Below are 23,566 nucleotides of genomic sequence, written 5' to 3'. Positions count from 1 at the left end.
TCAGCGTAGTGGTTATTCTCAAATATTATTGTCAATGTTATTGACAATATACAGCGAGCCGAACACAATGCATCAACGTCAAATAAATTGACTAATATAATTAGCGATGGGAATACCGATGCAGCACGCCATGCAAGCCAGCACCGCCACCCTGCACCAGCAAGTAGAAGCCCTGGTTCCCCTGATTGAGGAGCGAGCCCCACTGGCTGAGCAACAGCGCAAGCCCGATGACGAGGTCATGGCCTCGCTGGCCGAAACAGGTCTGTTCCGTGCCTTTGTACCCGCGGCATTTGGTGGCGATGAAATCGACACGGATGCCTTTATCGACCTGGGCCTGCTGATCAGCCGCGCCTGTACCGCCACCGGCTGGGTGAGCACGTTCTACATGGAACACAACTGGATGCTCGCCCATTTCCCCCGCCAGACACAGCAGGCCGTTTTTGCTGCCAACGGCTATATCCTTGCGCCCGCCAGCATCAGTCCCGGTGGCCGTGCCGAAGTCACTGAGGGCGGCTACCGCCTCAGCGGCCAGTGGAGTTGGGGCACCGGCGTCATGCATGCCGACTACGTCCTGCTGAACGCCATGGTTGAAGGCTCGGAAGAAGGTCCGCGACTGTTCCTGCTTCCGCGCAGTGAAGTCACGGTGCTGGACACCTGGTACGCCGCCGGCATGGCCGCTACCGGCAGCAACGACATCAAGGTCGAGAACATCTTTGTACCCGAGGATTACACCTGCGTACTCAAGGATATGGCGGTGGGTCGCGGCGCCGGCCTGCCGGCGAAAGGCGCTGAGCGCTTCCGCCACCCGATGATGCCGCTGCTGTGCATTGCCGCCGCCATTCCCGCACTCGGGGCCGCCCAGCGTGCCCTGGAACTGTTCCGGGCACGTCTGGAAGGTCGCAAACTCTACGGCATGTCCGGAAAACAGGTCGATCGCCCCTCCGCCCAGATTCTGTACGGCGAAGCCAGCGCACGGGTCCGCGCCGCCGAGCTCATTCTGCGCGATGTCGGCCGGCGCCTTTCGGCCTGGGGCCGAACCGAGGAGGTTTGCCCGATGGAGGAGCGCGCCGAGATGCGTCTCAGCGCGGCCCTGGCGGTTCGCGAGTGCCGTGACACCGTGCGCCGCCTGATGGACTCCAGCGGTGCCAGCGCCCACCTCAGCACACACCCCATGCAACGTATTGTCCGGGACATCAACACCCTGTCCTGCCACACCGTATTCGACACCGATATCGGTGCGGAAAACTACGGCCGCCTGTTGCTCGGCCTGAAACCAGCTTCCCCTGTGTAGTACCCATAAAACGGGCCTGTGGCCCGACCATTACCGCAAACGGAGAACGATAATGAAACCGATACTCCAGCTGTCCCAAACCCGCCTGGCCTTCGCCATTGGCGCCCTTGTTACCTGGAACACCGCGTCTGCGGCCGTGCTCGAGGAGGTGGTGGTCACTGCCCAGAAACGCGAGCAAAGCCTGCAGGACGTACCGATCTCGCTGTCCGTGGTCGGCGGCAATGACATCGAAAACTTTGCCCTGCGCGACTTCAGCGACCTGTCCACGCAAATACCCAACTTCTTTGTTCAGGACACTCCCGCTAACTACGCGATCTATATTCGCGGCATGGGCTCCACCGCGGGCAACTCCGCGTTCGAGCAGACCGTGGGCCTGTTCGTGGATGGCGTCTATGCGGGTCGGGCCCGTCAGTTCCAGAGCCCCTTCCTCGACGTCGACCGCATCGAGGTCATGCGCGGCCCCCAGGGCGCCCTGGTCGGCAAGAACACCAGCGCCGGCGCCATCAACGTGCTGACGCGCAAACCCACTGACGAAACCGAGGCCTCCATTTCTGCCGGCTATGAATTTGAAGGGGAAACCACCAACGTACGGGGTATTGTCTCCGGCGCCCTGAGTGACACCCTGCGCGGCCGCCTCGCCGTCAGCTACATCGATACGGCAAAGGGCTTCACCGAGAACCTGGTCCTGGGTGACCACGAAAAACAGGTCAGTGACGGGGTAATCCGCGGCACCCTGGGCTGGGATATCACCGACCAACTGGATGCTACCCTGAAGCTGGAGACGAGCCGTTCACGCATCGACGGCAACAGCTACGAGACGATCCGTCCGGGAGAAAAAATCGACTACAAACGCTCCACGTCGGGCTTCCCGACCGTCAGCGAGCGGGACTTCAACGACACCGACGCCGACAATCTCACCCTGACGCTGAATTACGGCTTCAACGACTTTACCCTGACCTCCATCACGGGCTTTTCGCAGTACGATTTCAGCAAGTTCCTGGACTCTGATTTTTCCGCAGCCACGCTGTTCGGCTCCAGCTTTGCCGAGGACTTCGACCAGCTATCCCAGGAACTGCGACTGGTCTCACCGGGCGGTGAAACCCTGGAGTATGTGGTAGGACTCTACGCGCATACCAACAGCCTGGACATGGACCAGAGCACGGAACTGGCGTTCGGGCCTTTCGTCGGCACCGGTATTCGCCACTTCGAACAGGACAACGATGTGCTGTCACTGTACGCCCAGGCCACCTGGTACATTACCGACGCCCTGCGCGTCAGCGCCAGCGCCCGCCAGACCGAGGACAAGAAGGACGCCGACCAGCAACGCGAGATCGTGGGTAACGTCCTGCCCTCCTGGCTCGACACGCCGCTGTCCGGTGATCGCGACGAGAGTCACTTCGACCCGGCGATCAACCTGCAGTGGGACGTGGCCGAAGACACCATGCTGTACGCCACCTGGTCCGAGGGTTCCAAGGCCGGCGGTTTTGTCGGCGCCCAGGCCTCCACCAAGCCCGAAGAGTTCGAGTTCGACCCGGAAGAAGCCGAAACCTTCGAAGTGGGTGTAAAGACCCGCCTGTTCGACTCCCGCCTGAGCCTGAACGCGGCCTACTTCTATACCGAGTACACAGACCTGCAGGTATCGGCCTGGGACGCCGATTCCAGCACCTTTGTCACCGGCAACGCTGCATCGGCCACCACCGAAGGTGTCGAGGCGGACTTTGCCTGGGCACTCGGGGAGAGTGTGACTATCATGGGGTCAGCGGCTTACCTGGATGCGACCTACGACGAGTTTTTAGGGGCCGACTGCCTGTGGAACAATCCTGGCTGCGACGTACCCACCAACGATATCGGCGGCACGCGTCTGCCGCGGTCCAGCGAATGGAGCGGCAATCTCTCCTTCGTCTATGATCAGCCGATCGGCGAGCTGTTCTTCAGCAGCAAGCTGGACGTGGTTTACAACAGCGAGAAGTTCCTGATGGAAGACCTGAACCCGCGCGGTGCCCAGGATGACTTCACCAAGGTCAACCTGCGGCTGGCCCTGTCAGACGCCGACGAGCGCTGGACGGTCGCGTTGGTGGGTAAGAACATCACCGACGAAACCACAATCAGCCACGCCTTCGGCACCCCGCTGGCGGCACCGGGCACCATCACCTATCTGGTGGACGCACCGCGCACCGTCGCCCTACAACTCGACTACCGCTTCCGCTAACGCCCGGCGGCCCGTTCGTTACGCGCGGGCCACGCACCAACACACCCTGTTCGGGCCGTCGCTTGACGGCCCGCTTTCCCATTGACCACTCTCTATTATCCGTTACACGATCGCCGCTCCACGCCGGTCGTGGATGACCTCCAGAGTCCAGAGGTAATTTCATGAAAGCCGTCCTGTGTAAAGAACTCGGCCCACCCGATTCGCTGCAACTCAGGGAGATCGACATCGATCCGCCAGCGGCCGACGAAGTCCAGATCCGTATCGATGCCTGCGGCATCAATTTCCCCGATCTGTTAATGATTGAAGGCAAGTACCAGGAACGCCCGCCGCTGCCATTCATTCCCTGTGGCGAAGTGGCCGGTACGGTATGCGCTACCGGTGGGTCCGTTTCAAGTTTCAACATTGGCGACCCGGTCATGGCCGTAACCTACAGGGGCGGCCTGGCGGAACGCATCAACGTCAGGGCGGACAGCGTGATTCGCCGCCCGGCGAGCATGCCGGCTACCGTCGCTGCCGGTTTTCCCGGGGTGTATGCGACGTCCTACCACGCGTTGAAACAGCGAGCCGCACTGCAGCCCGGTGAAACCCTGCTGGTGCTGGGCGCTGCCGGCGGTGTCGGTTTGGCGGCCGTGCAACTTGGCCTCGGCATGGGCGCCAGGGTGATTGCGGCGGTAGGCAGTGAAGACAAAGCCGCTGCGCTGCGCGAGATGGGGGTACACGACGTCATCAACTACCAGACCGCCGACCTGAAGGAACAGATCAAGACATTGACCGACGGTCGCGGTGTCGACGTGGTCTACGACCCGGTAGGCGGGGATTTGTTCGATACCGCGGTGCGCTGCATCGCCTGGAACGGCAGGCTGCTGGTTGTGGGTTTCGCCACGGGGCGTATCCCCGAGTTACCCGTTAATCTCGCTCTGCTCAAGGGGCTTGCAGTGGTCGGTGTGTTTTATGGTCGTTTCGAAAAAGAGCAACCGGCGCTCGCGGAACAGAACATGGCGGAGTTGCTGCAGCTGTATGTGGATGGCCGCATTGCACCCGTGGTGCACCAGGTGTTCCCACTGCAGGACTACGCCACCGCACTGAACGCGCTCACGACCCGCAAGGTGGTGGGAAAGGTGGTTGTCGAAACCGGGACCCTGGACGCTCACGATTGAGCGTCCAGCCTCCGGGCATCATTTCTTCAGCCAGGGCTTGCGCAGTTCCTGCTTGAGGATCTTGTTCATGGCGCTGAGCGGCAGGCTCTCCTCACGGAATTCAACGCTGCGCACGCACTTGTAGTTGGCCAGAAACTGGCGGCAGTGGGCCATGACCTGCTCCGCACTGAGTTCCGTACCCGGTGCACAGTGAATCACCGCGTGCACGAGTTCGCCCCAGCGCTCGTCGGGGATGCCGATTACCGCACACTGAAGCACACCCTCGAGTTGATAGATGACATTTTCGACCTCGGTCGCAAAGACGTTTTCGCCGCCAGTGACAATCATGTCCTTGAGACGGTCGACGATGAACAGGAAGCCGTCCTCGTCCAGGTAGCCGAGATCCCCGGTGTGCAGCCAGTCAAATTCAAACAGCGCTTCGGTGGTCTCCGGCTGGCGCCAGTAACCGGGCGTGGAGGCGGGACTGCGTACGCAAATCTCGCCTACCTCGCCGATGGGCAGCGCGTCGCCATCGGGAGAAAGAATGGCCACCCGGGTGCCGGGCACCGGCCGCCCTGCAGACCGTCGCTTCGTGGCATTGGGGCCCGTCAGAGTGTGATAGGCAGGGGACAGGCAGGTCACCGTACCGCAGCACTCGGTCTGGCCGTAGATCTGGATGAACTCGACATCCGGCATGGCCGCCTGGGCGCGCGTGAGGATTTCCTCCGGCATCGGGGCACCGCCGTAACTGATTTTTTTCAGCGAACCGATATCGAACTCGGCAAAGCGCTCATGACGCAACAGCATGTCGACCATAGCAGGCACCAGCGCCATCTTGGTAATCCGCTGCTCCTCAATGGCCCGCAGTGTCAGCTCGGCGTCGAAACGCGGCAGGATGACCAGCTTGGCGGCCAGAACCGCAGCCGCCACACAGTTCATGCCGGCAACCAGGTGGAACATCGGCGCGGCAATCAGCAGGCTGTCTTCACTGCTGGTGCCGGTCGTGGCAACCCACTGCAGGGTATTGAAGATCATACTCTGGTGCGACTGCATTACGCCCTTGGGCCGCCCGGTGGTACCACCGGTGTAGAACAGCGCGGCAATCTCCGTTTCCGCAGGTGCCTGCAGCGGCGTGTCAGTGGCAAGAGTCGACATCCCCGCAGGACAGTCACCGCGGCCGATATAGACATAATGGCGAATGCCCGGACAGCGTGATTTCAGCACCGACACGATGTCGACGAAGTGTTCGTCCACCAGCAGAATGCTGGTCTCACAATCCGCGAGCAAATCGATGATTTCGGGTTCCGCCAGACGGATATTGACCGGCACGGCCGTTGCCCCCACCGCTGGAATGGAGAAATACAGCGCGAAATAGAGGTCGCTGTTGTGGGCCAGTACGGCTACCCGCTGATCCGGACCGGCGCCCAGGCCAGACAACGCACCCGCCTGCTCCATCACCAGAGACTCCAGGGCCGACCAGGTCCAGCTGCGATCTTCGAACACCACGGCCTTGCGCTCGGGATAGAGGCCCGCTGCGCGCCCGATCTGCTCACTTAACAGGAATTGACTCATGGGGGATGACTCCCTGGTTACGCCGGGCAGGCGCCCGGACTGTAGCTGATTATTATCGGGTAAGCCGAGGACTACCCGCTGCATTCAGATCATGGACACACAGTATCCCTTTACAGTTTTATTGTCAATCTAATTGACATTTATCCAATGACGTTCTACCTTGTCACACAGCACTCATTCAGCGACCCGCAACCACAGGAGCAAGCCATAATGATAGACGCCCTGAGAGAACTACTGGGCCCCTGGTACCTGTATATCAAGTTTGTCCATGTCACTTTCGTGATGGTCTGGGTATTCAGTACTGCGCACGCCTACGCCTACTACGTTGTCCCCGTGTTCAAGGCCTGGCGCCGCAATCCCGAGGACGAGGATGTCATCGAATTGCGGGACTGGGTGATGGAGCGCTTTGACCAGGGTGTGATCATGGAACACGTGGCCTACCCCATCATCCTGATCACGGGGCCCCTGCTGTTCATCGCCGGCGGCTGGAACTCTAGCTCCGACTGGCTGATGTTAAAGCTGGCGATCGTGGTGCTGATCACACTGCCCATCGAGATTCTCGACTATCACCTGTCTCACTTCGGTGGCGCCAAGGCCAATATCCGCGCCACCGGAGACAAGGAAGCCTATGAAGCGGGTATTCACCTGCACTGGTATTTCCTGCTCTACAGTTCGCCGGTGATCATGCCGGCAGCACTGTTGATCGTATTCCTCGCCATCACCAAGTTCAGTTTCTGAGCGCAACTTTTACCGCGACTTTTACTGCGATTTTTACCGCGAACCAGGGAGACACCCCAATGCGTGCAAAATTCTCCGGCAACCCGGCCCGCTACCGACTCGCGTCAACCGTCATCTCCGCCTATTCGGTGCTCTCGGTTTATGCGGCTTTCGCCCTGATCAAGTGGGGCCTCCAGGACGAGACCTGGGTGTTCGGCTGGAAACCACTCCTGATTGTGGCGGTACTGATTCCCCTTTATGCGCGCTTCTGTTATCGCTGGATGATGCGCACGGATGCCCAGTATGGATCCGGTAGCAGCTGGCAACTGGTAGCTACCAAGGTGAAACTGCCCGAATTCAATCCACGCAAGAAGAAGGCCCCGAGCCAATGAAAATTCTCTCTATCGAAGCCAGCCCCCGCGGTGACAAATCCAACTCAAGCCGGGTTGCCCAGGCCTTCCTCGAGGCCTGCACTGAGGCCAACCCCGATGTGGAGATCGACCGCCTCAACGTGTTTGACGACGGACTCCCGGCGTTCGGACGTGAAGGCGCCAGCCAGAAGATGGCGCACATCGCCAGGCTGATGGAATCGGGCCAGGGCCTGGAGGCCGCCGGTGAGTGGAGTGGCGTGCTGGATCATATCCAGCGCCTGAAGAGTGCCGACAAGGTGGTGATCTCCAGCGCCATGTGGAACTTCTCCATTCCCTACCCCCTCAAGCACTATATCGACCTGGTGTGCCAGCCCGGCCTGACCTTTGGCGTCAACCCGCAGGGGGAGTACGTGGGCATGTTGAAGGGCAAGTCGCTGCAGCTGATCCTGTCACGGGGCAGTGAATACCGGCCCGGATTCCCGCGCCAGGAGGACGGCATCAAGACCGACTACCAATCGGCCTACCTGCGCCATATCGCGGCCTTTCTGGGCTTTGAAGATGTGCGCGAAATCATCCTGCAACCGATGGATGCCAAAGGTCCAGCCCATGCAGCAACGGTGTTGGAACAAGCCCTGCAAGCGGCCAGGGCCGCCGGCGCTGCGTTCTGAGCTCCACCGTGACCGCGCATACCCGGCCCGGCATCTGCTAGTATCGCTGCTTCGCCCACGCCAAGCAGCGATGACACCCGAGCAGTAAGGACAGCTACCGTGCCCAAAAAACGCAGCGAGCCGGCCCCTTCACCGGCCGACAAGACACCCCAGGCGTACAAGAACAACCTCGCCCAGTTGATCCTGCGCGCCCTGTACTGGGTGGAAGACGGCATGCATACCAATTACCACCGCCGCGGCGGAGTACAGCTGACCCACGCCCAGTCGCTGGTGATGATGAACATCGGCGAGGGCATTCGCCGCCCCTCGACGATTGCCGAGCGCCTCGGGGTCAGCCGCCAGGCTGTGCACACCAATATCCGCGAGCTAAACCGCCTCGGCCTGATCGACCTGATCCCCGATCCCGACGACGGCCGCGCCACCATCGCCACCCTGAATCGCAAGGGCGAACCGGCCCGGGTGCTGGCGATTCAGGTGCTGGAAGAACTGGAGGAGGAACTGGCCCGGCGCATTGGCAAGCGCGACGCCGCACAATTCCGCCGGGTGCTGGAGAAGGACTGGGGGGAGCCGCCAGTATTTCCGGTTGAGGGTGAAGAAGACAGCGACCCAGCCTAACCGCCCGCCTTCCCCCACCGTTACAGGCTAGTGGTTGAGGAAGTTCAGCGGCAGCCCCGCTACCGGCCAGGGCATCGATACCACCCGCCCCGTGGCGGAAAGCGTGATATAGGCGGTTTTCAGGTCGGCTCCGCCAAAGCAGATATTGGTGGTGGCCAGATCCCCGGTGGGGAAATGTTCCAGGACCGCCCCGTCGGGCGCGAACCAGGTGATCCCGCCATTGAGGATGGTCGCCACACAGATATTGCCCTCGCTATCCACCGCCAGTGAATCGTAGTGCTGCAGCCCATCCGGGCTGGCCAGGCAACGGCCGGCATTGTGGCCCGCCTGCGGCCGGATTTCCCCGGGCGCTGCAATGTCATAGGCCCAGAGGCGGGCAGCCGTGGTGTCGGCCACATACAGGGTCTTTTCATCCGACGACAGGCCAATACCGTTGGGGGAATCTACCGGGAAGGCCGCCTCGCGGATTTCACTGCCGTCCGGCAGGGCGTAGTACAGCGCCCCGCGATCCTGCTGGCGGCCGTAGCGCTGGCCCAGGTCGGTAAACCAGAAACCGCCCTGGCGATCGAACACGATGTCGTTGGGGCCGCTCAGTGGATTGCCGTTGCACTCGGTATACAGCGTGGTGAACTCCCCGCTGGCGAGGTCCACCCGCTGGATGCTGCCACCGCGATAGTCCTCAGCACGCCCCACCGGGAAGGGCGCCCCCTCCACATCGATCCACTGAAAGCCGCCATTGTTGCAGACATAAACCGCGCCATCGGGGCCGATGGCGGCACCGTTGGGACCGCCGCCCAGTTCGGCAACAACCTCCACCACCCCGGCCGGAGTAATCCGCGACAGCGTGCCACGCTGGATTTCCACCAGCAGCAGCGAACCGTCATCCAGTGCAATCGGCCCTTCGGGAAACTGCAGGCCGCTGGCGATTTCCGTGATGGCCATCAGACCACCCCTTCCTCGCGCAGGGCGCCGATGGCCGCCTCGTCCAGCCCCAGCAAGTCGCCGAGGATCTCCTGGTTGTGGCTGCCCACATCCTGCCCCGGCCAGTCGGTGCGGCCGGGTGTGCCTTCGAGCTTGGGCATGATGGCGGGAATATCCAGGGGCTTGCCGTCGATCTCCACCTTCTCGAACATGCCGCGGGCGTTGAAGTGGGGGTCGCGCATCTGGTCTTCCACGTTGTAGACCAGGCCCACCGGCACCCGCTCGGCTTCGAGAATCTCGACCACCTCAGCCGCGGTGTGCGCCGCACACCAGTCCGCCAGCGCCTTGTCGATGGCCTCGACGTGAACCACACGGCCCTCGTTGTGGGCCATCTCGGGGTTCTCGGCCATCTCGGGATGCCCGGCGGCGACCATCAGCCGCTTGAAGATGGAATCCCCGTTACCGCCGATGATCACGTATTTGCCGTCGCCACAGGTATAGGTATTGGTGGGCACAATGCCGGTCAGGGTGGTTCCGGAAGCTTCCCGGATAACGCCGGCACCGGAGTACTCCGGCACCACGCCCTCCATCAGGTTGAACATGGATTCGTACAGGGCCACATCCACCACCTGGCCTTCTCCCTGACCTTCATGTTCACCCCTCTGGCGCTGCAGCAGGGCCAGACAGATGCCCAGGGCGGCATGGATTGCAGCGATGGTATCGCCGGTGCTGAGGTTGGGGCGCACCGGCGGCTCACCCGGGAAGCCGTTGACGTAGCGGAAGCCGCTCACCCCCTCGGTCACCGAGGCATAGCCGGGTTTCGAGGCATAGGGGCCGGTCTGGCCGTAGCCGGAGATGCGGGCGTAGACCACCCCCGGATTGACCTTCTTGATGTCCTCGGGCCCCAGGCCCCACTCCTCCACGACGCCGGGGCGGAAGTTCTCCACCACCACGTCGGCGGTATTCATCAACTGGCCCGCCAGCTCGCGGCCCTTCTCGCTCTTCAGGTCCAGGGTAACGCTTTTCTTGTTGCGCCCCAGGCTGCGATACCAGTGGGAAGTGCCGTTTTCAACGATTCGCCAGCCGCGGATGGGGTCACCCTTGCCCGGCGGTTCGATCTTGATCACTTCGGCGCCGAAATAGCCGAGTATGGTACCGGTAAAGGGGCCAGCCAGAAGCTGGCCCAGCTCGATGACGCGGATACCGTCGAGGGGGCGTTTTGACGGGGTATTGGACATGTTGGTTCCTCCAGTGTGGGGCGACCACGGGGTACCGGGGTCGCGCCCCCCCTGTTGCCTTGCCACAAGCAGGGGAGCTTAGTTATTAGCAAAATATTTTAATACGGATTAAATAATACTGGCAAGCCCGTATTTTCGCCCGACCCGTTCGCTGGTCAGGAGCCCTGGTAGCTCACCCGGTAAACCACCCCGGCGTAGTCGTCCGAAAGCAGCAGGCTGCCATCTGCCAGCGGCAGCAGGGCCACCGGGCGGCCCCAGTAGGAGTCGTCCTCGTCGTTGTTCAGCCAGCCGTCGATAAAGGGACGGTAGTCCACGACATCGTTCCCCGCCAGCACGGCCATCTTCACCCGGTAACCAATTTTCTTGCTGCGATTCCAGGAGCCGTGTTCGACGATGAACAGATGGCGGTAGTCCTCGGGAAAGGCCTCGCCCTCATAGAAGTAAATACCCAAGGGCGCCACATGGGGGCCCAACCCGAGGACCGGCGGGGTGTAATCCGCCGGGTCCTTGCCTTCGCCAAACTCCGGGTCACGCACGGTGCCGGCGTGGAAATAGGGGTAGCCAAAGTGCTCACCGGCCTCCGACACCCGATTCAGCTCGCAATAGGGCACCTCATCGCCCAGCATGTCGCGGCCGTTATCGGTAAACCACAGCTCTCCGGTTTGCGGATGCCAGTCAAAGCCCACGCTGTTGCGCACACCCCGGGAGTAGACCTCGTAATCGCCGCCGCCTTTGGCAACGCGCAGGATGCTGGCGAAGGGCAGCGGCTCGTCGCAGATATTGCAGGGCGCCCCCACCGGCACGTAAAGATGGCCATCCGGCCCGAAATCGATGTACTTCCAGCCGTGGTGGGTTTCGCTGGGCAGGCCGTCCACGAACAGGCTGTACTGGAGCTCTTCCCCGGACGCGAGTTGCTGCTCGATGCCCGGGTAACGGCGAATCCGGCTGATCTCGGCGACGTACAGGTCCCCTTCGTGCCAGGCCACCCCCGAGGGTCGCTCCAGCTCCGAGGCAATCACTCGCCGGGTGTCCGGCCGGCCATCGCCGTCGGTATCCTGCACCGCATAGACATCGCCCGCCGCCCGGGTGCCGATGAACAGGGTGCCTTTATCCCCCTGTGCCATCTGACGGGCATTGGGTACATCATCGACATACACCTCGATGGCAAAGCCATCGGGCAGGTTCAGTTTCTCCAGCGGCAGGTCCGCCGCCGCAACTCCGCCTGCCAGGCTCAAACCCAGGTTCAGGCTCAGAAACGCTGAGGTCCAGCGCATAATTTTCTCCTTGGATACAGCGTAAAAACACACTGCTGCGCATTCTACCTCACCTCGGCCGCCACAACCGTTCGGCCCGGGCCACAGGGCCGCCGCTCCCCCGTTGAACACGGGTACCTGCCGGCATCGCCGCGCCTGCCAATAACTGTTAGAATTCCGCGCTTGATTTTTCACCACCGGCCCCACTAGTACAGTGCGCGCCGCCGGAACCCACCACGGAGGCAGCGGGCCGCATTGGGCTCGAAGGAACCGTCAGCGGCCTGGATGGCCGCTGCCGAGCCCCCATGGACGGGTTCACGGCGTGTTCCGTAGAGCCCAATGCGGCCCGGTGCCGGACCCGAACAGGGCACAAATCGCCCACAGCCGACCAGAGACCAAACGCCGACAATGGACCAGCACTACAACGCCCAAGCCATCGAACAAGCCACCCAGCAACACTGGCTGGACGCCAACAGCTTCGCCGTACACCACGACGACAGCCGCGAAAAATTCTACTGCCTGGCCATGTTCCCCTACCCCAGCGGCCAGCTGCACATGGGCCACGTGCGCAACTACACCATTGCCGATGTGATCGCCCGCTACCAGCGTATGCTGGGCAAGAACGTACTGCAGCCCATGGGCTGGGACGCCTTCGGCCTGCCGGCGGAAAATGCCGCCATCAAGAACAACGTGCCGCCGGCCAAATGGACCGCCCAGAACATCGACTACATGCGCGAACAGCTGCGCCGGCTGGGCTTCGCCTACGACTGGGACCGGGAAATTGCCACCTGCAACCCCGAGTACTACCGCTGGGAGCAGTGGTTCTTCACCAAGCTGTTCGACAAGGGCCTGGCCTACAAGAAAAAGGCCGAGGTGAACTGGTGTGAAACCGACCAGACCGTACTGGCCAACGAACAGGTGGTGGACGGCTGCTGCTGGCGCTGCGACAACCCGGTTGAGCGCCGTGAGATCGACCAGTGGTTCATCAAGATCACCGACTACGCCCAGCAGCTGCTGGACGACCTCGACCAGCTCGACCAGTGGCCCGAGCAGGTGCGCACCATGCAGCGCAACTGGATCGGCCGCTCAGAGGGCGTCAACCTGCGCTTTGGCCTGCCAGCCGAACCTGGAACAGAAGGCGGAGAGGTCGAAGTCTACACCACCCGCCCCGACACCCTGATGGGCGCCACCTACATGGCCGTCGCCCCCCAGCACCCGCTGGCCAAAGCCGCCGCCGAATCCAACCCGGCGCTGGCCGAATTCATCCGCGAGCAGGGCAACGTCAAGGTGGCCGAGGCCGACATGGCCACCATGGAAAAACTGGGTATGGACACCGGCCGCACCGCCATCCACCCGATCACCGGCGCCGAAATTCCGGTGTGGGTCGCCAACTTCGTGCTGATGAGCTACGGCTCCGGCGCCGTGATGTCCGTGCCCGGCCACGACCAGCGGGACTTTGAATTCGCCACCAAATATGGCCTGCCGATCGTACAGGTCGTCGCCAAAACCACCGGCGACACCGACTACGACACCGGCGCCTGGCAAGACTGGTACGCCGACAAGCAGGACACGGTCAGCGTCAACTCCGGCGCCGGTTTTGAAGAGCTGGACGGGCTGGACTTCCCCTCCGCCTTCGCCGCCATCGCCAACCACCTCGAGGCCGAGGGCAAGGGCGAACGCACCGTGAACTTCCGCCTGCGGGACTGGGGGGTATCGCGCCAGCGCTACTGGGGCGCTCCGATCCCGATCATCAACTGTGGCAGCTGCGGCGCGGTGCCCGTGCCTGAACAGGACCTGCCGGTGGTCCTGCCCACCGAAGTCGAGTTCGAGGGCGTGGGTTCACCCATCAAGAAAATGCCCGAATTCTATGAAACCAGCTGCCCGAAGTGCGGTGGGGCCGCCGAGCGCGAAACCGACACCTTCGACACTTTCATGGAGTCCTCCTGGTACTACGCCCGCTACGCCTGCGCCCGCAACGGCAGCGTGATGCTGGACGGCGAGGCCGATTACTGGGCCCCGGTAGACCAGTACGTGGGCGGCATCGAGCATGCCATCCTCCACCTGCTGTACGCGCGCTTCTATCACAAGCTGCTGCGGGACGAGGGTCTGGTCAGCTCCGACGAGCCCTTCACCCGCCTGCTCACCCAGGGCATGGTGCTGAAAGACGGCGCCAAGATGTCCAAGTCCAAGGGCAACACCGTCGACCCGCAGGAACTGATCGACCGCTACGGCGCCGATACCGTACGCCTGTTCAGCATGTTCGCGGCGCCGCCGGAACAGTCGCTGGAATGGTCCGACTCCGGCGTGGAAGGCGCCAACCGCTTCCTCAAGCGGCTGTGGAAGCTGATCCAGGGCCATGTGGAAGCCGGCCCTGTGGACGCCCTGGCAGCGAACACGCTGAGCGACGTCGAAAAAGCCGCCCGCCGCAAGACCCACGAGACCATCGCCAAGGTCGCGGACGACTACGGCCGCCGCCAGACCTTCAACACCGCCATCGCCGCGGTAATGGAGCTATGCAACGAACTGGGCAAGCTGGATAGCGAAAGCGCCCAGGCCCGGGCCGTGCTCGACGAAGGGCTGCGCGCCGTGGTGCTGATGCTGAACCCCATCGTGCCCCACGCCTGCCACAGCCTGTGGCAGCAGCTGGGCGGTACCGGCGAACTGCTGGATGCGCCCTGGCCAGAGGTGGACGAATCCGCCCTGACCCGCGACAGCATTGACATGGTGGTGCAGGTGAACGGCAAGGTACGGGCCAAGATGGCGGTGCCGGCGGACGCCGACAAGGACGCAGTGGAAGCCGCCGCCCTGGCCCAGGACAACGTCCAGCGCTTCCTCGACGGCGTCACGGTGCGCAAGGTCATTGTGGTGCCCGGTAAACTGGTTAACATTGTGGCCAACTGAAGCCGGAGTTCTCCATGTCGTCCCTGTCCCTGCGTTTCGCCCGCCTCTCCTTCGCACTGGCCCTGTGCAGCCTGCTGGCGGCCTGTGGCTTCCAGCTGCGTGGCAGCAGCAGCGCCACCGCCCTGCCCGAAAGCTGGCGCAGCCTGTACCTGGACACCGGCAATCCCAACAGTGAATTCAGCCGCGAACTGATGGCGCGGTTCTCGGCCAACGGTATCACCTGGGTCGAGGACAGGGACGAGGCTACCTTCGTCCTGCAACTGGGCCCTGAACGCTTCAGCCAGCGCAACCTGTCCCTGAACCGGGAGGCCCGCGCTGCGGAATTCGAACTGACCATGAAAGCCCAGTTCGCGGTGACGCATCCCGGTGGCGGCGCCCCCGTCATCGAACCGAGCAATGCCTCGGTGGTCAAGCAGATGGAAAACGACCCCCGCAACGTGGTGGGCAAGGCCGAGGAAATCCGCATTCTGAAGGGTGAGATGCGCGGTGAGCTGGCCCAGCAAATTCTGCGCCGTATCGGCTTCTTTGCGGCCAACGCCGCCAAGCACCAGGCGGGCTGAACGCGCCGATGCGGCTTTATCCGGAAAAGCTCGCCGGCCACTTCAAGCAGCAGTGCCTGCCGGTCTACCTCATCAGCGGTGACGAAACCCTTTTGGTGCAGGAGTGCGCCGACCAGGTCCGCGCCGCCGCCCGCGCCGCCGGCTGTACCGACCGCGAGCTCATCGAAGGCACTGGCAAGGATCTCGACTGGGCCGCCCTCACCCACAGCGCCACCGACATGTCACTGTTCGGGGACCGCAAGCTGATCGAACTGCGCCTGCCCTCTGGCAAACCGGGCAGCGAAGGCAGCAAGGCCATCCAGGAGTATCTCGAACGCAGTAGCGGTGACGACATCCTGCTGCTGGTATTCGGCAAGATCGACAAGGCTTCCCAGAACAGCAAGTGGTTCAAGGCGATCGACCAGGCCGGCGCCTGGCTGCAGGTGTGGGAGGTCAAGGCCCAGGAACTGCCGCGCTGGCTGCAGCAGCGCATCGAGGCCGCGGGCCTCGACATCGACCAGGATGCCCTGCAACTGCTGGCCGACCGGGTAGAGGGCAACCTGCTGGCGGCGGTTCAGGAAGTGGAAAAGCTCAAGCTGCTGGCCACGGACAATCACGTCTCCGCGGAAACGGTTACCAGCGCCGTGGCCGACAACGCCCGCTTCAACCTGTTCGCCATGGTCGACTCCGCCCTGCAGGGACACGCGGCGAACAGCCTGCGCATGCTGCACGGCCTGCGCGGTGAAGGCACCGATGCCACCGTCGCCCTGTGGGCCCTGGCCCGGGAACTGCGCAGCCTGTACGAACTGCAGGTGGACTGCGACCGCGGCAAGTCACCCCAGCAGGCCATGCAGGCCCGCCGTATCTGGAACAACCGCATGCCCCTGCTCCAGGCCGCCCTGCGGCGCCACAACCTGACCTCCCTCGGCGACCTGTTGCAACAGGCCGCCCATATCGATGGCTGCATCAAGGGCTACGCCCGGGGCAATGCCTGGAACCATCTCGACCAACTCATCGCCTCCCTGGCCGGCGCCGATAAGGTAGTCAGTTCAAAATCCCAGAAATAACATGTCCAGTGCCGCCTGAACTTCGTCAACGGCGTGATCGAGGCTGCCAATGGAAGCCTGCAACTCCGTTTCAGGCACTGCCGCGAGGAACTGGGTAGCCATTACAACCTCGCCACCCTCCAGGAGAAAAACCGGATTCAGTCGTTGCGCTGGAGTCGGTGCGCCCTTGCGGGGTAGCAACGGCACCACGACACGGGTGTTCAGGCCACTGAGCAGATCGGACTGTACATCCAGCAAGTAACCATCACCGCCCCGGTTAAGGTAGATATCAAAGCGGGCCACGAATCAAAACTGCCGGTGGCGAGCCAACGGTAGTCCATTTGCCTCGGCATAGGCATTCGAGCTATCAATAGCTGCAGCATTATCCTTGAGCCACTGGGCCCGCTTGTGCCGCTTGACCGCTTCGACAATACCGGCCTCGGCTGAGCGGGATACATTAATGCCAAGCGCCCTGGCCTCCTGCAGGAGGGCGCTGTCCAGGGAGAGATTGGTCGGTTTGCGCTTGGGTTTGGTTGTTTGAGACGACTGCATGGCACTGCCTTGGGCACTTGGTTTTGCGCAACTATAAATACATTAATCATGCACATCAATTATGCGCAATTTATTTTGATCTTTCGGTATTAGCCTGAGGACTCCCTCAGGGCGAGCCATTAGGCACCTCCAGAGTACCCTCAGGTATCGTGCCAACACGCAGTGTCGACCCTGGACACCTGTAGCTCAAGCCGGCTGGTCGCAATCGGGGCACTGCTCAACCCGTTCCGACGCTATTGCATTATCGCCAATAGCCAACTACTGTATATCCATACAGTTGATTGCAGCAGCCAGCGGGAGCCCTGCCATGAACCCAGCCAACAACCCCCTTGAACAGGTAATGCGCCGTCGGGATACCTGGCGCGGTCACCCTTCGGATTTTCACGGCCTGACCGGGCCGGCCAACAGTGACCGCCACCACCCGGCGGGCCTGCCCACCGGTTTTGGCGAACTGGACGCCGCCCTGGTACACGAGGGCTGGCCCCCCGGCACCAGTATCGAGGTATTGAGCGACGGTTGCGGCATGGGCGCCATGGGCCTGTTCCTGCCGGCCATGGAAAAGCTCAGCGCCCAGGGCCGCTGGCAGGCCTTCATCGCCCCGCCCTTTACCCCCTATGCTCCCCTGCTGGCCGCACGGGGGGTCGATACCGGACAGGTATTGCTGGTGCATCCCAAAAGCCGCGAAGACCTGCTGTGGAGTACCGAACAGGCCCTGCGCAGCACCACCTGCAGCGCCGTATTCAGCTGGCTGGGCGCCGCGGACTACCGCTACAGCGAACTGCGCAAACTGCAACTGGCCGCGGCTGACAGCGATACCCTGGCGGTCCTGTTCCGCGCCAGCAGCGCGGCCGGCAACCACGCCCCCGCCGGCCTGCGCCTGCAGATGCGCGAATACCGCAAGGTGCATATCCTCAAGCAGCGCGGAGGCAAACAGGGACGGGACGTCAGCCTGTCGCCGGCGGACGATATCCCCGAGCAACCGCAATTATGGGAACTGCCCGCCTACAGCGACGGCAGCCCTGTCGGAGCCCTGGCTGGAACCTGAGCCTGAGACCATTCGGGCAGGCCGCCCCTTTGCGAAAAGATATTTGACAGGCGCGTTTTGACAGCAGCGAGCCCCGCGCCGACAATCGCCCACCACGACAGTGAGCACAGGGCGCGGGTGGAATGAAATTCGATGACTGGTTAAGCGACTGGGGCGTCACCCTCGGGGTGGGCGCCCTGATCCTGTTCATGATCTTTATCGTCTGGGACCTCGCCCACAGCAGCAAGGCCGGCAAGTTCGGCACCCTGATCCTTTACATCGGCCTGGCGATGGGCATCTTCGGCTTCCTGATCAAGGTGGTGATTACCTACATGATGGAGCGGGCGGGGGTTTAGGTGGCTTTCACACTGACGTCAGTATGGAGCAGCAAGCGCCAGGGCTAATCAATCTTCACGCAGTGCGCGATTCATACTGTCCGTAATCGGCTGCAACAGGTAGTCCAGTGGTGAGCGATCGCCCACCTGAATCATCACTTCAGCATGCATGCCCGGGTAAAGTGACATGTCACGGTACGCTTCGCTGCTGATGGGCGGCAACGAGATCCGTGCCAGGTAATAGGATAAACCGCTTTCCTCGCTCACCAGGCTGTCAGCCGAGACAGAAAGGACCTCACCATTCAGAGGCTCGCGGTTGCGCTGGTTGAACGCTGTCAGCCTGACGAAGGCTGTCTGCCCGGCACGCACAACGTCGATATCTTTCGGGTCGAGCATGGCCTTTACCAGTAACTCCTCGTCCGAGGGAACGATGTCCATCAGGACCTGTTGCGGCGCGATCGTGCCACCCACCGTGGTAACGCTGAGTCCGACGACGGTACCCGCTATCGGAGAACGGATATCGGTTCTTTCCAGAACATCACGCGCCGCCCCCAGGCGTTCATTGATCTCGAGAACACTACCCTGGATATCGCGCAGCTGAGCGAGTATTTCGGCATTGCGCTCAGTTTCAATATCGATAAGCCGAAGCTCTTCTTCCGAGATACTCTGCTGGGCCCGCGCAATCGCCGCCTTGTTACGGCTGCGCTCACCTTCGAGATCAGCCGTTTCACGCTGCAGGGCCAGCAGGCGCTGTTTGCTTACGAGCTTGCGATCGAACAACGTCTGCATGCTGTCGCCTTCCTCGGATAGCAGGGCGATCTGTCTGTCCTGGGCCTGAATTTCTTCGTTGAGGCCCTGAATTTCCTCCTCCAGCTGCTTGATCCGCTGCCTGATGATTCCCTTCTGTTGCTCGAGGTTCTGGCGTCTCGTGGCAAATAGGCGGGATTCACTCGCTTTGATTTCCGAGGACTTGGCGGCGAACTCCGGGTCATCCAGTTGCGCGGGAAAGGCAATGGCATCGAGCTGGTCACGCTCCGAGCGCAGGCGGGATTCGGTGGCCAGCAGGGCCAGGTAGCGCGCCTTGACCTGTTCGAATACGGCCTGTGCCTGGGTTTTGTCCAAGCGCACAAGCAGTTCCCCGGGGCTCACTATCTGCCCGTCCGCTACCACCAACTCGGCGACGATTCCCCCTTCCAGATGCTGGATACTTTTACGGTCGTTATCGAAGCCAATCTCGCCGGATGCGATAGCGGCACTGGCCAGTCTGCTGAAAGTCGCCCAGCCGCCAAGCACGCCAAAAAACAGGACTATCACCGTGACACCGACCAGGATCGGTCGGCGCAAACCCGCATCAGACATCACGGAGTTGCCTCCAGCGCTTGTGCTGGTGCGGGCTGCTCCGTGGCGGCCCCGAGCTCCGTCAGCACCTGCTCCCGCGGGCCGAGTCCGGCGACCTTGCCATCCCTGAGCACCAGGATCTTGTCGACGTACTGAATAATCGCAGGGCGGTGGGCAATCACTATCGAGGTAATCCCCTTCTGCTTCAGCCACTGCAGGGCGCGCAATAACGCCACTTCACCGGCCCGGTCCTGATTGGCATTGGGCTCGTCCAGCACCACGAGCCGCACATCCCCGTACAGCGCCCGGGCCAGGGCGATCCGCTGGCGCTGGCCGCCAGACAGGGTGACACCCCGGGGGCCAACCGGCGTGTCATAGCCCTGAGCAAGCCCGAGGATGGTATCGTGGGCTCCGGCAAGCTGCGCCGCCTGAACCGTTTTTTCCGAGTCGGCCTCCCCGAATCTGGCGATATTTTCAGCAACCGTACCCTCGAACAGTTCCAGATCCTGTGGCAGGTAACCAATATGAGGACCCCGGTCTGATTCGTCCCAGTCGGCCAGGCTGGCCCCATCCAGGCGCACCGAACCCAGGCGCGGGGGCAGTACGCCCAGCAGCAATCGCGCGAGAGTGGTTTTGCCAGACCCGGTGGGACCGATAAGGCCCAGGCTCTCCCCGGGCTTTAACTCGAACGAAACCCCCTGGATGACCGGCTTTTCCTGGCCGGGGTGCACGTAGGTAATGTTTTCCGCCCGCAATGCACCAGCCGGAGCAGGCAGCGAGGTCGTCGCCTGCTCCTGCGGCCACTCCTCCTGCTTGAGGTTGCGATAGGCGTTGCGTGCGGAAACCGTAGTCCCCCAGCTTCCCACGAGTTGCTCCACGGGGCCCAGAGCGCGCGTGACGAGTATCGAAGCGGCAATCATCGCCCCCGGTGAAAGCGTTCCTTGTAGCGTCAGCAGCGCACCCGTCGCCAGCACGACAACCTGGACCAAGAGCCGCATGACCTTGGAGATGGAGCCCAGCGTGACAAGGCGACCGGTGGTCGCGTTCCACTGTGCCACCGCAGCCTCGAGGCCGGTCCTCCACTTGCCCACGACATTCCCGGTCATCCCCATAGCGACAACAACCTCGGCGTTCTCCACAGCATTCTCAGCTGCCGCATTGTTGGCCGCCGATTGCGCCTGGCTGGCACTCAATCCGTCGCGAGTGAGGCGTTCATTGAGTACCGCGGTCAGTCCGAGAATGACAAAAGCCGCAAGCGCCAACCAGCCGAGGACAGGATGCAGAAAAAAGATGGTTGCAAGGAAAATAAACGACCACGGGGCATCGAGAAGGGGCAAGAATGCCTGACTGCCCAGATAGGTTCTCAGCGTCTGCAGGTCCTTCACGCCCGCCGCTCGCTGTTTGCCTGCGCTGACCGGCGCCTTGCGGATAGCCGTAGCCAGGGCCGACGTTGCAAGCTGCCGGTCAATGATCGCACCGGTTCTCGCCAGCACATGCCGGCGCACCGCCTCCAGAATACCAAAGGCAATGAGAGCGATTACCGCGATCAACGTCAGCACCCAGAGCGTGTCGATACTGCGACTGGTCAGAACACGATCGAACAGCTGTAGCAAATACAGTGGAACGGTGAGCAACAGCAGATTGACGCACAGACTGAAAACAGCCGACCAGACAAATGCCCCGCGTAGCGAGGCAATGGTACTGGTCAATTTGTTGGCGGGTTGTGTCAAAAAGTAATCAGCCAAACAGCAAGTCTTGCTCTTCCAGGAGAATACCCGACAAAACCACTGAACTCCCCTCTGCATCATTGAAACTGACGAGCGTCGAGTCGACGGCTGGATCACCGCCCCCAGCCCCATCAGTATCGATCTGCGTAACACTCGTGACCTCGAGGCTGCCGAGCAACACAATGGTGTCATTTTCCAAGGGATTGTAGTCACCGATCACGTCGTTGTTTGCGCCTGGCGCGAACACGAAGGAATCGAGCCCCTCTCCACCGAACAGGAAATCATTACCTCCACGCCCTTCGAGGACATCATTGCCCTCAAATCCAATGAGCAAGGGATTATCCTCGTCACCGCCGCGAATTTCGTCGTTATATTCGGAGCCAAACACCCGCGAAATATTAAGCAACGTATCGGTATTGCCCCAAGGGTCGGTAGCTTCACCCAAGCCCGCTCCATTCGCAGCGAGGTCGACGACTACGCCCACACCCGTTTCAGGATCCGCGAAGGGAGACGTCAGGAATCGGTAGTCGACCCCGTCGTTACCACCCTGACCATCGATAGTGTCATCCCCCGGCCCACCGATAAACCGCTCGAGCGTCGCCTGGCCAATGGCACCGGTGATCGAGTCATCATAGTTGGTGCCGATAACACGATTGATGTCGCTGATGCCATCCGAATAGGGATTACCAAACTCATCGAGATGGCCGTCTTCCAGGACGCTACCAGTAGAAAGATCAACCACCGCTCGTACACCGCCATCGCTCAAATCGAGAATGTCGAAACCAGCGGCGTCACCGATAACCGTGTCGAATCCAGGACCGGGTACGAAAGTGTCGTCACCGGCACCACCGTCGAGATAATCATCGCCCTCATAGCCGACAAGGATGTCATCGCCGCCTTCGCCCCAGAGCCCATTGTTCTGCGAATCCCCCTCAATGTGGTCATTGTTCTTACCACCGCTGGCGTCAGTTACACCGCTGAGTTGCGTCACACCCGTCGGGCCATAGGCCACGCCGTCCCACAGGTAGATATCAACCACACCATCCTGAGCAGAAAACTGCTCGTGCCACATGTCGATGCGGCCACCGCCGTTGGTCTCGAAGTAACCATCGCCATCACCGGGAGAAAACGTGGTGTAGAGCCCGTTCCGGCTGTAAATCTCGTCGTAGCCATCCCCACCGGAGAAGTAAAAATCGAAATACTCGGTTCCCTCTTCGTCGATCCAGGATGGACTCAGGTTCATCTCGGCTGCACTGCCGATTTCCACTATATCGTTGTACTGCGAGCCAAAAATCCCTTCAATACTATCTAATTGGTCGAGACCGCCATCAGGATCCAGTACGGAGCCGGAAGGCACCAAACCACGGCCGAAATCTATATCGCCGATAGTAAGATTGGCCTGCAGGCCCTGAGCCTGGAGGAATTGCCAGCTGTCATAGTTGGCATAGTCGTACCCATAGCCACCGTATAAAATGTCACTGCCCGAACCGGGAGCGATATAGTCGCTGTAGTTGACGTTGGGGGCTTGCGGTAGTTCTTCGCCAAAACGGTAGTCACCATAGATCTCGTCATCACCGCCGTAAGTATTGATGGCATCAGCACCACCCTCGCCGGAGATAATATCGGCTGCTTCCGTACCATCGGTGGCCGGATCAAGATAGGACTCGTCATTGCCCTCCGACAGGCGAAGATTAACTCCATCCCCAGCATCCGGCAGAATGAAATCAGACAGGCTCAGTTCTTCTCCAGCAACCCAGGTCGATCCGTTCACATACAGTGAGCCAGCGGCACCGAAATCAATGTAGGTAGCCGTGTCACCCGAGTCCTGCTGCGCCAGTTGCGCCGTAATGTACTCAGCAGAGATAAACGCCGGGAATTCAGTCAGGTCAATCTTATCAACGCCCAGCTCAAATTCGTCAATGTGGACATGGCCACCCTGATGGAAGACAACGTCCGCGGCACCATCCTGCTCGCCCAAATTGACGCCCCGATCCGCGCCGCCCGTGCGGATAGTGTCCGCGCCACCGCGGGCTTCGAAATAGGCGGTCGATATCTCATTGCCGTTGATGATGTCGTCGTTCTCGGTCAGACCAATGTAGCTGACACCGTCACC

Annotated in this window: 21 protein-coding genes; 12 read left to right on the top strand and 9 right to left on the bottom strand. The window is 61.6% G+C overall.

Features of this window, described 5'->3' with window-relative positions:
* The first annotated feature begins 130 nt into the window (after positions 1-130).
* The 3 genes from FV139_RS19600 (at position 131) to FV139_RS19590 (ending at position 4,657) form a co-directional block, all read left to right on the top strand.
* Positions 131-1,291, top strand: a complete 1,161-nt coding sequence (locus tag FV139_RS19600) for an acyl-CoA dehydrogenase family protein (RefSeq protein ID WP_187276659.1) — start codon at positions 131-133, stop codon at positions 1,289-1,291.
* A 52-nt stretch (positions 1,292-1,343) separates the two neighbouring features.
* Complete coding sequence (locus FV139_RS19595; RefSeq protein WP_148070190.1) at positions 1,344-3,500, top strand: TonB-dependent receptor; 2,157 nt, start codon at positions 1,344-1,346, stop codon at positions 3,498-3,500.
* A gap of 161 nt (positions 3,501-3,661) precedes the next feature.
* Complete coding sequence (locus FV139_RS19590) at positions 3,662-4,657, top strand: NADPH:quinone oxidoreductase family protein (RefSeq protein WP_148070189.1); 996 nt, start codon at positions 3,662-3,664, stop codon at positions 4,655-4,657.
* Positions 4,658-4,675: 18 nt separating this feature from the next.
* Here the strand turns inward: FV139_RS19590 and FV139_RS19585 are convergent, their stop codons facing one another.
* Complete coding sequence (locus tag FV139_RS19585) at positions 4,676-6,208, bottom strand: acyl-CoA synthetase (RefSeq protein WP_187276658.1); 1,533 nt, start codon at positions 6,206-6,208, stop codon at positions 4,676-4,678.
* Between the two features lie 210 nt (positions 6,209-6,418).
* On the opposite strand from FV139_RS19585, the gene FV139_RS19580 reads away from it, so the two are divergent.
* The 4 genes from FV139_RS19580 (at position 6,419) to FV139_RS19565 (ending at position 8,579) form a co-directional block, all read left to right on the top strand.
* Positions 6,419-6,946, top strand: a complete 528-nt coding sequence (locus tag FV139_RS19580; RefSeq protein WP_187276657.1) for a hypothetical protein — start codon at positions 6,419-6,421, stop codon at positions 6,944-6,946.
* Between the two features lie 59 nt (positions 6,947-7,005).
* Complete coding sequence (locus FV139_RS19575; RefSeq protein ID WP_148070186.1) at positions 7,006-7,317, top strand: hypothetical protein; 312 nt, start codon at positions 7,006-7,008, stop codon at positions 7,315-7,317.
* Positions 7,314-7,964, top strand: a complete 651-nt coding sequence (locus FV139_RS19570; protein WP_148070185.1) for an FMN-dependent NADH-azoreductase — start codon at positions 7,314-7,316, stop codon at positions 7,962-7,964. The genes FV139_RS19575 and FV139_RS19570 overlap by 4 nt, the downstream gene beginning before the upstream one ends.
* Before the next feature lie 99 nt (positions 7,965-8,063).
* Positions 8,064-8,579, top strand: coding sequence for a MarR family winged helix-turn-helix transcriptional regulator (locus tag FV139_RS19565; protein WP_148070184.1), 516 nt, complete (start codon positions 8,064-8,066; stop codon positions 8,577-8,579).
* Between the two features lie 27 nt (positions 8,580-8,606).
* Here the strand turns inward: FV139_RS19565 and FV139_RS19560 are convergent, their stop codons facing one another.
* From FV139_RS19560 to FV139_RS19550, 3 genes are all read right to left on the bottom strand, one after another.
* Positions 8,607-9,521 carry an SMP-30/gluconolactonase/LRE family protein gene (locus tag FV139_RS19560; protein ID WP_148070183.1) on the bottom strand — a complete coding sequence of 305 codons (915 nt, stop codon included), beginning with the start codon at positions 9,519-9,521 and terminating at the stop codon, positions 8,607-8,609.
* Positions 9,521-10,738 (bottom strand): CaiB/BaiF CoA transferase family protein, encoded by a 1,218-nt coding sequence (locus FV139_RS19555; protein WP_148070182.1) that lies wholly within the window; start codon positions 10,736-10,738, stop codon positions 9,521-9,523. The genes FV139_RS19560 and FV139_RS19555 overlap by 1 nt, the downstream gene beginning before the upstream one ends.
* Before the next feature lie 155 nt (positions 10,739-10,893).
* Positions 10,894-12,012 (bottom strand): PQQ-dependent sugar dehydrogenase, encoded by a 1,119-nt coding sequence (locus FV139_RS19550; protein ID WP_148070181.1) that lies wholly within the window; start codon positions 12,010-12,012, stop codon positions 10,894-10,896.
* Between the two features lie 387 nt (positions 12,013-12,399).
* Between FV139_RS19550 and leuS the strand changes: the two genes are divergently transcribed.
* Genes leuS through holA form a run of 3 tightly spaced genes read left to right on the top strand, consistent with a single transcriptional unit; the run spans position 12,400 to position 16,498 of the window.
* A complete protein-coding gene (gene leuS, locus FV139_RS19545) occupies positions 12,400-14,892 on the top strand; it encodes a leucine--tRNA ligase (protein WP_148070180.1) in 2,493 nt (830 codons plus the stop codon).
* A 14-nt stretch (positions 14,893-14,906) separates the two neighbouring features.
* On the top strand, positions 14,907-15,452 hold the full coding sequence (locus FV139_RS19540) for an LPS-assembly lipoprotein LptE (protein ID WP_148070179.1): 546 nt from the start codon (positions 14,907-14,909) through the stop codon (positions 15,450-15,452).
* 8 nt (positions 15,453-15,460) lie between these two features.
* Positions 15,461-16,498, top strand: a complete 1,038-nt coding sequence (gene holA / locus FV139_RS19535; RefSeq protein WP_148070178.1) for a DNA polymerase III subunit delta — start codon at positions 15,461-15,463, stop codon at positions 16,496-16,498.
* On the opposite strand, the gene FV139_RS19530 is transcribed toward holA, so the two are convergent.
* Positions 16,481-16,780 (bottom strand): CcdB family protein, encoded by a 300-nt coding sequence (locus FV139_RS19530; RefSeq protein WP_148070177.1) that lies wholly within the window; start codon positions 16,778-16,780, stop codon positions 16,481-16,483. The two genes, holA and FV139_RS19530, sit on opposite strands and share 18 nt — an antisense overlap.
* A gap of 3 nt (positions 16,781-16,783) precedes the next feature.
* Positions 16,784-17,029, bottom strand: coding sequence for a type II toxin-antitoxin system CcdA family antitoxin (locus FV139_RS19525; protein ID WP_148070176.1), 246 nt, complete (start codon positions 17,027-17,029; stop codon positions 16,784-16,786).
* Positions 17,030-17,336: 307 nt separating this feature from the next.
* Here FV139_RS19525 and imuA point away from each other — a divergent pair, with 307 nt between their 5' ends.
* Together imuA and FV139_RS19515 are read left to right on the top strand one after the other, a co-directional pair.
* Entirely contained in the window at positions 17,337-18,074 is a 738-nt protein-coding gene (gene imuA / locus FV139_RS19520; RefSeq protein ID WP_148070175.1) for a translesion DNA synthesis-associated protein ImuA, read from the top strand.
* 122 nt (positions 18,075-18,196) lie between these two features.
* Positions 18,197-18,409 carry a DUF2788 domain-containing protein gene (locus tag FV139_RS19515; protein WP_148070174.1) on the top strand — a complete coding sequence of 71 codons (213 nt, stop codon included), beginning with the start codon at positions 18,197-18,199 and terminating at the stop codon, positions 18,407-18,409.
* Between the two features lie 48 nt (positions 18,410-18,457).
* Here the strand turns inward: FV139_RS19515 and FV139_RS19510 are convergent, their stop codons facing one another.
* The 3 genes from FV139_RS19510 to FV139_RS21105 all read right to left on the bottom strand — a co-directional run.
* A complete protein-coding gene (locus FV139_RS19510) occupies positions 18,458-19,747 on the bottom strand; it encodes an HlyD family type I secretion periplasmic adaptor subunit (protein ID WP_148070173.1) in 1,290 nt (429 codons plus the stop codon).
* Complete coding sequence (locus FV139_RS19505) at positions 19,747-21,471, bottom strand: type I secretion system permease/ATPase (RefSeq protein ID WP_187276656.1); 1,725 nt, start codon at positions 21,469-21,471, stop codon at positions 19,747-19,749. The genes FV139_RS19510 and FV139_RS19505 overlap by 1 nt, the downstream gene beginning before the upstream one ends.
* Positions 21,464-23,566: calcium-binding protein (locus FV139_RS21105; protein WP_268939989.1), on the bottom strand; the 2,103-nt coding region annotated here is incomplete at its 5' end. The genes FV139_RS19505 and FV139_RS21105, both read right to left, overlap by 8 nt.

Origin of the sequence: Parahaliea maris (genome assembly GCF_008064665.1) — a bacterium.
Lineage (GTDB): Bacteria > Pseudomonadota > Gammaproteobacteria > Pseudomonadales > Halieaceae > Parahaliea > Parahaliea maris.
This window is presented reverse-complemented; position numbering and strand designations above follow the sequence as displayed.

What these genes read in the sequence shown, in the direction of transcription:
- FV139_RS19515 (WP_148070174.1), top strand. Translation starts at nt 18,197, where the DNA reads ATGAAATTCGATGACTGGTTAAGCGACTGGGGCGTCACCCTCGGGGTG.
- FV139_RS19590 (WP_148070189.1), top strand. Translation starts at nt 3,662, where the DNA reads ATGAAAGCCGTCCTGTGTAAAGAACTCGGCCCACCCGATTCGCTGCAA.
- imuA (WP_148070175.1), top strand. Translation starts at nt 17,337, where the DNA reads ATGAACCCAGCCAACAACCCCCTTGAACAGGTAATGCGCCGTCGGGAT.
- holA (WP_148070178.1), top strand. Translation starts at nt 15,461, where the DNA reads ATGCGGCTTTATCCGGAAAAGCTCGCCGGCCACTTCAAGCAGCAGTGC.
- FV139_RS19600 (WP_187276659.1), top strand. Translation starts at nt 131, where the DNA reads ATGCAAGCCAGCACCGCCACCCTGCACCAGCAAGTAGAAGCCCTGGTT.
- FV139_RS19560 (WP_148070183.1), bottom strand. Translation starts at nt 9,521, where the DNA reads ATGGCCATCACGGAAATCGCCAGCGGCCTGCAGTTTCCCGAAGGGCCG.
- FV139_RS19595 (WP_148070190.1), top strand. Translation starts at nt 1,344, where the DNA reads ATGAAACCGATACTCCAGCTGTCCCAAACCCGCCTGGCCTTCGCCATT.
- FV139_RS19525 (WP_148070176.1), bottom strand. Translation starts at nt 17,029, where the DNA reads ATGCAGTCGTCTCAAACAACCAAACCCAAGCGCAAACCGACCAATCTC.
- FV139_RS19550 (WP_148070181.1), bottom strand. Translation starts at nt 12,012, where the DNA reads ATGCGCTGGACCTCAGCGTTTCTGAGCCTGAACCTGGGTTTGAGCCTG.
- FV139_RS19540 (WP_148070179.1), top strand. Translation starts at nt 14,907, where the DNA reads ATGTCGTCCCTGTCCCTGCGTTTCGCCCGCCTCTCCTTCGCACTGGCC.
- FV139_RS19585 (WP_187276658.1), bottom strand. Translation starts at nt 6,208, where the DNA reads ATGAGTCAATTCCTGTTAAGTGAGCAGATCGGGCGCGCAGCGGGCCTC.
- FV139_RS19555 (WP_148070182.1), bottom strand. Translation starts at nt 10,738, where the DNA reads ATGTCCAATACCCCGTCAAAACGCCCCCTCGACGGTATCCGCGTCATC.
- FV139_RS19580 (WP_187276657.1), top strand. Translation starts at nt 6,419, where the DNA reads ATGATAGACGCCCTGAGAGAACTACTGGGCCCCTGGTACCTGTATATC.
- FV139_RS19570 (WP_148070185.1), top strand. Translation starts at nt 7,314, where the DNA reads ATGAAAATTCTCTCTATCGAAGCCAGCCCCCGCGGTGACAAATCCAAC.
- FV139_RS19575 (WP_148070186.1), top strand. Translation starts at nt 7,006, where the DNA reads ATGCGTGCAAAATTCTCCGGCAACCCGGCCCGCTACCGACTCGCGTCA.
- FV139_RS19510 (WP_148070173.1), bottom strand. Translation starts at nt 19,747, where the DNA reads ATGTCTGATGCGGGTTTGCGCCGACCGATCCTGGTCGGTGTCACGGTG.
- leuS (WP_148070180.1), top strand. Translation starts at nt 12,400, where the DNA reads ATGGACCAGCACTACAACGCCCAAGCCATCGAACAAGCCACCCAGCAA.